General features: G+C 67.6%; 10 protein-coding genes. All 10 read right to left on the reverse strand.

The window, feature by feature from the left end:
• Positions 1–238: 238 nt before the first annotated feature.
• Entirely contained in the window at positions 239–1,117 is an 879-nt protein-coding gene (gene folD, locus WDC87_RS17230; protein WP_049402332.1) for a bifunctional methylenetetrahydrofolate dehydrogenase/methenyltetrahydrofolate cyclohydrolase FolD, read from the reverse strand.
• Between the two features lie 172 nt (positions 1,118–1,289).
• Entirely contained in the window at positions 1,290–3,122 is a 1,833-nt protein-coding gene (locus tag WDC87_RS17235; RefSeq protein WP_252744850.1) for a monovalent cation:proton antiporter-2 (CPA2) family protein, read from the reverse strand.
• A gap of 218 nt (positions 3,123–3,340) precedes the next feature.
• The gene (gene moeB, locus WDC87_RS17240) at positions 3,341–4,477 is read right to left on the reverse strand and encodes a molybdopterin-synthase adenylyltransferase MoeB (RefSeq protein WP_252744851.1); all 1,137 of its coding nucleotides are present in this window, start codon (positions 4,475–4,477) and stop codon (positions 3,341–3,343) included.
• A 184-nt stretch (positions 4,478–4,661) separates the two neighbouring features.
• Positions 4,662–6,059: a ribosome biogenesis GTPase Der gene (der, locus tag WDC87_RS17245; protein ID WP_005413118.1), complete on the reverse strand. Its 1,398-nt coding sequence runs from the start codon at positions 6,057–6,059 to the stop codon at positions 4,662–4,664.
• Between the two features lie 18 nt (positions 6,060–6,077).
• Positions 6,078–7,286 carry an outer membrane protein assembly factor BamB gene (bamB, locus tag WDC87_RS17250; RefSeq protein WP_111007940.1) on the reverse strand — a complete coding sequence of 403 codons (1,209 nt, stop codon included), beginning with the start codon at positions 7,284–7,286 and terminating at the stop codon, positions 6,078–6,080.
• On the reverse strand, positions 7,286–7,924 hold the full coding sequence (locus WDC87_RS17255) for a tetratricopeptide repeat protein (protein ID WP_061477900.1): 639 nt from the start codon (positions 7,922–7,924) through the stop codon (positions 7,286–7,288). Before WDC87_RS17255 ends, bamB begins: the two co-directional genes overlap by 1 nt.
• A 65-nt stretch (positions 7,925–7,989) precedes the next feature.
• Positions 7,990–8,859 (reverse strand): RodZ domain-containing protein, encoded by an 870-nt coding sequence (locus tag WDC87_RS17260; RefSeq protein WP_252744852.1) that lies wholly within the window; start codon positions 8,857–8,859, stop codon positions 7,990–7,992.
• 18 nt (positions 8,860–8,877) lie between these two features.
• The gene (pilW, locus tag WDC87_RS17265; RefSeq protein ID WP_252744853.1) at positions 8,878–9,663 is read right to left on the reverse strand and encodes a type IV pilus biogenesis/stability protein PilW; all 786 of its coding nucleotides are present in this window, start codon (positions 9,661–9,663) and stop codon (positions 8,878–8,880) included.
• The gene (rlmN, locus tag WDC87_RS17270; RefSeq protein ID WP_005409296.1) at positions 9,650–10,855 is read right to left on the reverse strand and encodes a 23S rRNA (adenine(2503)-C(2))-methyltransferase RlmN; all 1,206 of its coding nucleotides are present in this window, start codon (positions 10,853–10,855) and stop codon (positions 9,650–9,652) included. Before rlmN ends, pilW begins: the two co-directional genes overlap by 14 nt.
• Before the next feature lie 10 nt (positions 10,856–10,865).
• Positions 10,866–11,291, reverse strand: a complete 426-nt coding sequence (gene ndk / locus WDC87_RS17275; protein WP_005409295.1) for a nucleoside-diphosphate kinase — start codon at positions 11,289–11,291, stop codon at positions 10,866–10,868.
• Positions 11,292–11,686 lie beyond the last annotated feature (395 nt).

Genomic DNA, 11,686 nt, shown 5'->3' on the forward strand with positions numbered 1-11,686 from the left:
CGACCAACGGTCGGCACCCACCTTAAGAGGATCACTCGGGCCAGCCCTGGAGCGCCTTTGGTGGGTGCGGACCGTTGGTCCGCACTGCCTTCATATACCTGTGCACCGGCATTGTGCCGACCAACGGTCGGCACCCACCTTGAGAGGATCACCCGAGCCAGCCCTGAAGCGCCTTTGGTGGGTGCGGACCGTTGGTCCGCACTTTCCCTCAGACACCTGAGAACAGCCCCAGGTGAGGTCAGCTCAGCGCTTCCGCCGCTTCCAGGGTGTTCTGCATCAACGTGGCCACGGTCATCGGGCCCACACCACCCGGCACCGGGGTGATCCAGCTGGCCCGCTGGGCCGCCGCCTCAAACCCGACGTCGCCCACCAGGCGGCCGTCATCCAACCGGTTGATACCGACGTCGATCACCACCGCGCCCGGCTTCACCCACTCGCCCGGCACGATGCCCGGGCGGCCCACCGCCACCACCAGGATGTCGGCGTTGCGCACGGCCTGTTCCAGCACGTCCTTGGGGGTGAACTTGTGGCAGCTGGTCACGGTGCAGCCGGCAATCAGCAACTCCAGGCCCATCGGGCGGCCGACGTGGTTGCTGACGCCCACGATGGTGGCGTTGCGGCCACGCACCGGCTGGTCGGTGTGGCCCAGCAGCGTGGTGATGCCGCGCGGGGTGCACGGGCGCAGGCCGAACTCGCGCAGGGCCAGGTGGCCGACGTTTTCCGGGTGGAAGCCGTCCACGTCCTTGCGCGGGTCGATGCGCTGGATCAGCCGGCGCGCGTCGGGGATGCCCGGCAGCGGCAGCTGGATCAGGATGCCGTTGATCTTCGGATCGGCGTTGAGCTGGTCGATCAGGTCGAGCAGCTCGGCCTCGGTGGTACCGGCCGGCAGATCGTAGTCATGTGCTTCGATGCCGACCTTCTCGGCGGCACGGCGCTTGTTGCGCACGTACACGGTCGAGGCCGGATCGCCCCCCACCAGCACCACGGCCAGGCCCGGGCGGCTGCCGCCGGCGGCCACGCGGGCGTCGACGCGCACCTTCAGGCTGTCGAGCAGGTCCTCGGCGATGCGGCGGCCATCAAGGATGCGGGCAGGATGCTGGGGGGCGGAATCGGTCATCGGGAGCAGGCGTGGGGCGGCGGGGACGCTATTGTCCCTGATTCAGGCCCCCTCGCCCACCGCCACGGCTCCGATCCGCCCGCCCTTGTAGAGCCGAGCCTACGCTCGGCTCACGCGCGCAGCGCGGCGTTATCGCAACCCGACCGAAGAGCAGCCGAGCATGGGCTCGGCTCTACTCTTCCTCTTCCGGCACGTCCTGCGGGTTCAACGTCTTGCTTGCCCGCTTCGGCGCGGTGAACGGCGTCGGCGTCGGCACGCCCTGGCCGGAATTGCCGAACACCATCTTGGCGCCGGCATTCAGACCACCACCGGCAATCTCCAGCTCGAAGCGCTCGGCGTCGCGGCGACGGATCTGCTCGGCAATTTCGATCGCATCGTCCTCGTCCGCACCCAGTTCCACCAGCGCGGCCTGGCCGAACAGCACCGCCGACTCGAACGTCTCGCGGATCTGGAAATCGACACCGGCATGGATCAGCCGCAGCGAATGCTCGCGGTCGAACGAGCGCACCATCAGCTTTGCCTGCGGGAACTCGTGCGACACCAGCTCAACAATGCGGTCAGCCGCCTCGGCCTTGTCCACGCACACCGCAATCGCACGTGCGGTGGCCGCGCCCGAGGCATGCAGCACGTCCAGTCGCGTACCGTCGCCGTAGTAGATCTTGAAACCGAAGCGCGCCGCGCTCTGGATCATCTCCACATCGTTGTCGATGATGGTCACGTCCACGTCGCGCGCCAGCAGCGACTGGCTGGCGACCTGGCCGAAGCGGCCGAAGCCGATCAGCAGCACGCTGCCGGACAGGCCATCGGCCTCGTCCACGCCGTCCATGTTCACCGTCGGCTTCGGCGCGATGCGCTTGTAGACCAGCACCACCAGCGGGGTCAGCGCCATCGACAGCACTACCACGGCGGTGAAGTTGGCATTGATCTCCAGGTTGATCACGCCGGCCGAGGCGGCGGCGGAGAACAGCACGAAGGCGAACTCGCCGCCCTGCGCCATCAGCACGCCGCGGTCCAGCGCCTGCGCGTGGTCGCTGCCCATGACGCGCGCGACCACGTAGATGCACAGCGCCTTGGCCGCCATCAACGCCAGCACCAGGCCGAGGATCAGCTGCCAGTTGCCGGCCACCACGCCCAGGTCCAGCGCCATGCCGACGCTGAGGAAGAACAGGCCTAGCAGGATGCCGCGGAACGGTTCGATGTCCGCTTCGATCTGGTGGCGGAAGGTGGATTCGCTCAGCAGCACGCCGGCCAGGAACGCGCCCATCGCCATCGACAGGCCGGACAGCTGCATCAACAGCGCGGCGCCCAGCACCACCAGCAGCGCGGCGGCGGTCATCACCTCGCGCGCCTTCGACTCGGCCAACACGCGGAACAGCGGATTGAGCAGGAAGCGGCCGACCAGCACCAGGCCGACAATGGCGCCCACGCCGATCGCCACCGACAGCCAACGCGAACCATCGCCGCCGGCACTGCCCGCGCCCGGCGCCATCCAGGCCACCAGCGCCAGCAACGGCACGATCAGCAGGTCTTCGAACAGCAGGATCGAAACGATCTTCTGCCCCGACGGCAGCGCGATGTCACCGCGCTCGGCCAGCAGCTGCATCACCACCGCAGTGGAAGTGAGCACGAAGCCGGTGGCGCCGATGAAGGCCACCTGCCACGGCAGCCCGAACAGCTTGGCGATGCTGGTCAGCACCAGCGCACAGGTGACGATCTGCAGCGTGCCCAGCCCGAAGATCTCCTTGCGCAGGCCCCTCAGGTGCGAGGGCCGCATTTCCAGACCGATCACGAACAGGAACATCACCACGCCGAGCTCGGCGGTATGCAGGATCGCCTGCGGGTCGGAGAACCAGCCCAGCCCGAACGGTCCGATCGCCAGGCCAGCGGCGAAGTAGCCCAGCACCGAGCCCAGGCCGGCCCGGCGGAACAAAGGCACCATCACCACCGCCGCGCCCAGCAGGGCGACGACCTTGACCAGCTCGCTGGTCGCTGCTTCTACCGCCATGCGGTGTGTTCCCCGAGATCCAGAATCGGGTTCAACAATAGAGCAATGCCGATGACGGCAATAGCACGCATGTTGCGCCGGATTGTCTTGGCGATGGAACGATGCAGGGAGCGATCCCCAGCATCATCCCGAAACCCGATACATCCATCCACGCATGGCGTGGATCTACTAATGCGTCGGTAGATCCACGCCATGCGTGGATGATGCCCCGGCCGGGTTCAACCACCCCGGCAGAACGCGGCGTAATCGATATACCCCGGGAACGGCACGCCCGGCGCACACACCGGGCAATGCGGGTCCGGCCGGATGCCGGTCTCGCGGAAGCGCATGCCCAGCGCATCGAAGCGCAGCAGGCGACCGACCAGCGGCTCACCGATGCCCAGCAGCAGCTTCAGCACCTCGGTGGCCTGCAGCACGCCGGCCAGGCCAGGCAGCACGCCCAGCACCCCGGCCTCGGAACAGTTCGGCGCGAACTCCGGCGGCGGCGGCTCGGGGAACAGGCAGCGGTAGCACGGCGCCACGCCACGCTGGCGGCCAGCGTCAAACACGCTTACCTGGCCGTCAAAGCGCTCGATAGCGGCATAGACCAGGGGCTTGGCGTGCTTGATGCAGGCGTCGTTGAGCAGGTAGCGCAGCGGGAAGTTGTCCGAGCCATCCAGCACCACGTCCACGCCCTCGAGCAGCGCATCCACGTTCTCAGAGGTCACCCGCTCCGGCACCGCCTCGACCTCGATCGACGGATTCAACGCCAGCAGCCGCTCGCGCGCGGAATCGACCTTGAGCTGGCCGACGCTGGCTTCGGTATGCACGATCTGCCGGTGCAGGTTGCTGCGCTCCACGCGGTCGTGGTCGGCGAAGCGCAGGTGCCCTACCCCGGCGGCGGCCAGATAGAAGCCGGCCGGCGCACCAAGGCCGCCCGCACCCAGCATCAACACGCGCGAATCCTGCAGCCGGCGCTGGCCGGCCTCGCCCACCTGTGGCAGCAGCAGGTGGCGCGAATAACGATCAAAGAAATCGCGGTCGGCGGCACTGGCCAGCGGCTGCACCAGCGGCAGCGACTGCTCGCGCCAGGCCACGGTACCGCCCGTCACGGAAGCGACCTGGGCGTACCCGGCCTCCAGCAGGAACTGCGCGGCATCGGCCGAGCGCTTGCCGCTCTGGCAGATCAGCAGGATCTCCTGGTCGCGCTGCGGCAGATGCGCGGCCGGGTCGGCCTGCAGCTCGCCCTTGGCCACGCCGCGCGCGCCCTCGGCCATGCCGCCGGCCCGTTCGTGCGCCTCGCGCACATCGATCAGCACCGCGCCATGGGCCAGGCGCTCGCGTGCCTGCGCGGGGGAAAGCTCTTGGATGCTCATGGCCGCATTATCGCGCACGTGGCGGCAGGCCGCCTTGACCGATACCTGCAAACATGGGGTAGTGCCAGCCGCTGGCCGGCATGGCCATGAACGCACCGGGCGACGCGAGGTTGCCGGCCAGCGGCCGGCACTACCGGTGGGAGCGCGAACGAAGAAGGCGGCCCTGCGGCCGCCTTCCCGTGAATCACTTGCCCTTGACGTGCTTCATCAAGCGCCGCTTGGCCTTGACCTGCCGCTCGGTGAGGACGTTCTTCTTGCCCTCGTACGGGTTGGTACCCTCGCGGAAGATGAAGCTCACCGGCGTACCGATCAGCTTGAAGCGCTTGCGGAAGAAGTTCTCCAGGTAGCGCTTGTATGACTCCTGCAGTTCCTTCAGGCGCGTGCCGTGCACGATGAAGGTCGGCGGGTTGGAACCGGCCGGGTGCACGTAGCGCAGCTTGGAGACATGGCCGCGGATGGTCGGCGGCGGGTTGGTCTCGTAGGCCACTTCCAGCGCCTTGTTCACTTCGCTGGTGGTGAAGGTCTTGTTCGCCGATTCGTGCGCACGATGCACCGCACGGAACAGCTCACGCAGGCCCGAGCCGTGCTTGGCCGAGATGCGCACCGATTCGGCCCACGGCACGAAGCCCAGCTTCAGCGACAGCATGGTTTCCGCCTGCTCGCGCTGGTACTCGGTCAGGCCATCCCACTTGTTGATGGCGATCACCAGCGCGCGGCCGGCATCGAGCACGGCACCGAGCACGGTGGCGTCCTGGTCGGTCACGCCTTCGGTGGCGTCGAGCATCAGCACGGCCACCTGGCACTGCTCGATCGACTGCATGGTCTTGACCACCGAGAACTTCTCGACGACCTCATCCACGCGCGAACGACGGCGCAGGCCGGCGGTGTCGATCAGGCGGTACTCACGGCCGTCGCGCTCCAGGTCCACCGCGATCGAGTCGCGGGTGGTACCCGGCACGTCGGAGGCGATCATGCGCTCCTCGCCGAGGATGCGGTTGACCAGGGTCGACTTGCCCACGTTCGGGCGGCCGACGAAGGCGATGCGGATGCGGTTCGGATCGTTGTCCAGCTCTTCACCGCTGCCTTCTTCCGGCAGGCGCTGGATCACTTCGTCCAACAGATCGTCCAGGCCCTGGCGATGCGCGGCCGAGACGGTCAGCATCTCGCCGAAGCCGTAACGGGCGAACTCGGAACGCACGCTGTCCTCGTCGGTGCCGTCGATCTTGTTGATCAGCAGCAGCGTCGGGCGCGACAGCTTGCGCAGCCAGGCCAGGATCTCGTCGTCCAGCGCCGAGGTGCCCTCGCGGGCATCGACGACGAACAGGATCAGGTCGGCTTCGGCCGCGGCCGCACGGGCCTGGCGCGTGGTGGCGCCGGCCAGGCCTTCGTCTTCCCCGGCGATACCGCCGGTATCCACGACGAGGAAATGGTTGTCCTCGTCGAGGCGGCAGACACCGTAGTTGCGGTCGCGGGTGACGCCGGGCTGGTCATGGACCAGCGCGTCACGGGTGCGCGTAAGCGCATTGAAAATAGTCGACTTGCCGACATTCGGCCGTCCAACCAGGGCGACCAGAGGCAGCATCGCGATTACTCCAATTTTTTAGTTTGCCAACCGGAAGGCGGTCAGCTTGCCATCCACGTTCTGCACCAGCAGCACCCCGTCTACGACGACCGGCTGGGCCAGCAGGGCGTCGCCGCCACTTTTTGCCCGTGCCGCCATCGCACCATCGGAGGTCTGCAACCAGTGCACGTATCCCTTGTAGTCACCGACCACGACGTAGTCGCCGTGCAGTGCCGGGCCGGTCAGGGAGCGACGGGCCAGTGCCGTCTGCGACCACATGGCTGCGCCGCTGGCCTTGTCCAGGCCGAACACGCCGCCCTTGTTGTCGGTCACGAACACATTGCCGGACGATACCGCCACGCCACCGGCACCGCCATGGTCGCGCGCCCACAGCGGGCGACCGGTCGGGCCTTCGATGGCCATGGTCTGGTTCTTGAAGCTGCTCACGTACAGGGTGTTGCCGTCGAGCACCGGTGCGCCGTCGACGTCCGCCATGCGCTCCAGCTCGGTGCGGCCTTCGCCGTTGCCGAGGTTCTGTTCCCACAGCGTGCGGCCATCCTGCTGGGCCAGGGCCGCAACCGCGCCCTCGTCCTTGCCGATGAACAGCACGCCCGGGCCGGTCACCACCGGCGCGTTGCCGCGCACGGTCAGCGCCGGCAGCTCGCTCGGGTTGAACCACTTCTGGGTGCCGTTGCCGACATCGAAGGCGGTCACACGACCGTCGTTGCTGCGCACGTAGACCATGCCCTGGGCAACGGCCGGCGCGGCGATCACTTCACCCGGAACACGGGCGCGCCACTTCTCGCTGCCGTCGTTGATGTCCAGCGCGATGACCTGGCCATCCAGCGTGCCGATCACGACCAGGTTCTCACCGACACCCGGGCCGCCGGACAAGCGCAGCTTGGCCTTCTTCTTTTCCTTCTTCGGCTCCCAGGTCCAGACCTTCTTGCCGGTCTGCAGGTCGATGGCGTGCACGCCACCGGTGATCGCCGCAGCGAACACGTGGCCGTTGGCCACCGCCGGGCCCTGGCGCACACCGATGCGACGCTCGCCCTTGCCGAGGTTGACCGACCAGATCTTGCTGACCTTCACGGTCGGCTCGAACTTGACCAGCTCAGCCGGTTCCTGTGCCTTCTTCGCCGCCGCGTCCTTGCCGGCGAACCAGCCCTTCATGGTGCCGCAGCCGGTCAGGGCCATGCCCATCAGGAGCACGGTGGCGACGCGGGTGATCATGACCTTCTGACTCATCAAACCGACTCCGCAGGGGCGGCAACGGTGCCGCCGGCGTCCATAACCTTGGTTTCCAGCAAGCGCCGCTGCGGCGCTGCCACGTCCAGCGTCTTCAGCGCCTTCTCGTACTGTACGCGGGCCTCATCGCGCTTGCCCTGCGCCATCAGCGCATCGCCATGGATTTCCAGGCTGCTGCTGTCGGTGGCGCTGCCCAGCAGCTTGATGGCCTCGTCGCTCTTGCCGGTGGCCACCAGCAGGCGGGCCACACGCTGGTCGACCACGCGCTGCAGGTCGCCTTCGACCTTCACGTTGCGCAGGGTGGCCAGTGCCTCTTCGTTCTTGCCGGCGTCGACCTGGGCCTTGGCCAGCTGCAGCGCCGCGAGGTCGCCGTAGATGCTGGACGGGCCGGCTTCGAGCGCCTTGACCGCCTTGGCGGCGTCGTCAAGCTTGTTCTGCTGCAGGCCCTGCAGGGCCTTCTGGTACTCGACGTTGGCCGAGGCCAGCTTGCTGCCCTGATCCTTCTGGTACCACTGCCAGCCGGCAATGGCACCGATGGCGATGACTACGCCACCGAGGATGCTGGCGCCATTCTTCCGCAGCCAGCTGCGGACGCGTTCACTTTGTTCGTGCTCGTCGAGCAGATCGTCGATCGCCATGCGTACTCTCGCCCCGCCCGTCGGGAGGGACCATTGGGTTTAATCGAAGGTGGTGAAACCGCGCCTCAGTGCGAAACCGGGACTACGGAGCCTTCAGAGGATACCTGAAAGCGTGCCACGTTGGCTCGCTGGTAGGGGGTCAGATCGACGATAGCGCCGTTCTGCTCAACCTGGACCGCCGAGGCGTTGCCCAGGGTCACCCGGGTCACCTGGCCCGGCGTGAAGCTGCGGGTCTCGCCGGACTTGATCAGTGCCTTCTCGACGGTGCTGCCGTCCGGGCCGCCGATGTCGACCCAGCTGTCGCCGCTGAACTGCATTTCCAGCGCATTGCCGGCAGCCGGGGCCGGTGCCGGGCGCGGCACCGGGGCCAGCGAGGCGACGTAAGGGGTGGCCGCCGGCTTGCTGGCCGGGGCCATGGCCGCTTCGGCCGGGGCGGCCGTCTCGCTACCGGCTGCGGACGGCGTGACCGGCACGGCGGCCGGGATCACGTCCAGCGAGGCGGTGCTCGGCGACGGGGTCGCGCTGCCGTCGAAGTGGCCACGGGTGGCGAACCACACCGGCACCGCCAGCACGGCGGTGATGCCCACGTACAGCGCGCGCCGGCCGAGGTTCTCGGCAATGCGGCGCGCACGCGGGGTATGGGTATGGCTGACCAGGGTGGGCGGAACCACCGGGCCGACCTGGGCCTGTTCCAGCAGCTCGCCCACGTCCACGTCGAGCAGGCGCGCATAGCTGCGCAGCTGGCCGCGCACGAACACCGGCGCCCCCAGCTTCTGCCATTGTTCCTCTTCCAGGGACTTGACCACCTGGACCGGCATGCGCAGGCGCGAGCCGACATCTTCGAGGGTCAGTCCGGCCGCTTCACGGGCCTGGCGCAGGCGGGTGCCGCAGCCGGCCGCAGTCTCGAGAGCGCTCACAGTCTGGTCATCAATCACAATGCATCAACCCTGGAGTTAGGAGCCCGCATCCTGCGGAAATTCCTGTCGAATCCGCTGCAGATAGCGATCAGATGCCGCCCGATCGCCCAGCCTCGCTTCGATTTGAGACGCAAGTTGTAACACGGAACGCGTTGCGGGTGCAGCCGCAATCCTACGTTCGGCGAAGGCCCGGGCCTCCATGTAGCGGCCCTGGCGGAAGCTCAGCTGGGCCATCGACTCCAGCGCCACCGGGTTGGCCGGCGCCGTGACGAGTGCCGCGCGCAGGTCGCGCTCGGCACGTTCGAGCTGCCCAGCGTCCAGTGCGCAGCTGCCGGCATTGGCCTGCGCTTCGCCCGGGGTGGCATAGCCCGGCGCCTGCAGCGCCCGGTCGAACCAGACCAGCGATTCGGCCGGCTGGCCCTGCTGGCACAACCAGGCACCGTAGTTGTTGAGCACGTCCCCGCGCTGCGGCGCCAGCTCGGCGGCCTTGCGGAAATTCTCGCCCGCCTGGCGGGTGCGGCCACGACGGTCATCGATGCCGGCCTGCAGCACCAGCGCATCGGGCGCCTCGGGCGCCAGCTTCAGCGCTTCGCGCACCTTGCGCTCGGCGGCGTCGAGATTGCCGACCTGCATGTCACGGGTCGCCAGGGTCAACAGGTCGCGCCAGCGCACTTCGCGCCGCACGCTTTCCGGGTCAGCCACCGAATAGACCGGCGCCTGGCTCGGCCCAAGCTTGGCCTTGGGATGGGATTTGCAGCCGCCGACCGCAACGGCCAGCACGCCCACGAACAGAACCAGCCAGAGGCGGTCAGGCCGCGGCATCGCTCCCCTTCCCCGCCTGCAGCGTCTTGTTGAACTCCGCCTGGCGGCGGGTGCGGTCCATTACCTGGCCCTTGAGCTGGCCACAGGCGGCATCGATGTCGTCGCCACGGGTGCGGCGGACCATGGTCAGCACGTTGCTGTCGAGCAGGATCTTCTGGAAGGCGCGGATGTGCGCTTCTTCCGAACGCTCGTAGCGGGTGCCCGGGAACGGGTTGAACGGGATCAGGTTGACCTTGCCCGAATCCTTGGCCTGCACCGCGTTGTCGAACTGGCGCATCAGGCGGGCCAGCTCGCGGGCATGCTCGGGCTTGTCGTTGATGCCCTTCATCAGGGTGTATTCAAAGGTGACCGACTCGCGGCGCTTGTTGGCGCGCAGGTAGCGTGCACACGAGGCCATCAGCTCGGCGATCGGGTACTTCTTGTTGAGCGGCACCAGCGTCTCGCGCAGCGCGTCGTTCGGCGCATGCAGCGACACCGCCAGCGACACGTCGCTTTCGGCAGACAGGCGGTCGATCTGCGGCACCAGGCCAGAGGTCGACAGGGTCACGCGCTTGTTGGCCAGGCCGTAGCCCAGGTCGTCGCGCATCACACTCATGGCGCGCACGACGTTGTCGAAATTCATCAGCGGCTCGCCCATGCCCATCATCACCACGTTGGTGAGGCGGCGCATCTGGTGCGGCACGTTGCCCAGGTGGCGTGCGGCAACCCACACCTGGCCGATGATCTCGGCGGTGGTCAGGTTACGGTTGAAGCCCTGGGTGGCGGTGGAGCAGAACGTGCAGTTCAGGCCGCAACCGACCTGCGAGGACACGCACAGCGTGCCACGGGTCTTGTCCGGGATGTACACGGTCTCGATGGCGTTCTTGCCATCCACGCCCATCGCCAGCAGCCACTTGTGGGTGCCGTCGGCGGAGGGCTTGTCGAACACGATGTTGGGAACCAGCACCTCGGCATGGGCCTGCAGCTTGGCGCGCAGGACCTTGCCGAGGTCGGTCATTTCATCGAAGTCGGTGACGTAGCGATGGTGGATCCACTTCATCACCTGATGGGCACGGAACTTCTTTTCGCCGAGGACCTCGACGAAAAACTTCTCCAGGCCCGCGCGATCGAGGTCGAGCAGGTTCTGCTTGCCAGCCGTGGGTGCCGACTTCGGCAGCGGCTGGATGGCGGGGGACTGTACGACCTCGTTCACGGCATTACTCTCAGCGCGAGACGACTTCGGTGGCGGCGAAGAAGTAGGCGATCTCAATCGCGGCATTCTCGACCGAGTCCGAGCCGTGGGCGGCATTGGCATCGATGGATTCGGCGAAGTCGGCGCGGATGGTGCCCGGCGCGGCTTCCTTCGGGTTGGTGGCGCCCAGCAGGTCGCGGTGGGCCAGGACGGCGTTCTCGCCTTCCAGGGCCTGGATCATCACCGGGCCGGAGATCATGAACTCGACCAGCGCGTTGAAGAACGGACGCTCGCGGTGCACGGCGTAGAAGCCTTCGGCTTCACGACGGGACAGCTGCTTGTACTTGGCGGCCACGACCTTCAGGCCGGCCTTCTCGAAGCGGGCGTAGATTTCGCCGATGACGTTCTTGGCAACGGCGTCCGGCTTGATGATCGAAAGGGTGCGCTCCAGCGCCATGGGATGTCTCCAATGGAATCGGGCCGCTGATGGCCCGAAGGGTAACATGAAAAAAACCCGCGTCGGGACGCGGGCTTAGCCTGATAAACGTAGGCGAATTGTAAAAGATAACGCGGCTGGGTGGTAGAGGGCCTGCGGCCCTCCTGTAGAGGCGGGCGCCCGCGCCCCGGGGCCCTGGGGAGCTCCCCCCCGCCCCGGCGCGGCGCCCCCCGGGGCCCGCCCCCCCCCCCCCCCCCCCCCGCCGCACTTCCCGGCCCGGGCCCATTTTTTGGGCGCCCAAAAAACCGATCCTCCCCCTGGGGGGGTCATTAGAAAAAAACTTTTGTTTTTCGTCCGCCCCCCCCGGGGCCACCCCCCCCCCGTCTGCCCCCCGCCCCGCTCGTCCCGGGGGGCGC

Source organism: Stenotrophomonas maltophilia group sp. Smal12, assembly GCF_037079935.1.
In the GTDB taxonomy this organism is placed as follows: Bacteria; Pseudomonadota; Gammaproteobacteria; order Xanthomonadales; family Xanthomonadaceae; genus Stenotrophomonas; species Stenotrophomonas sepilia.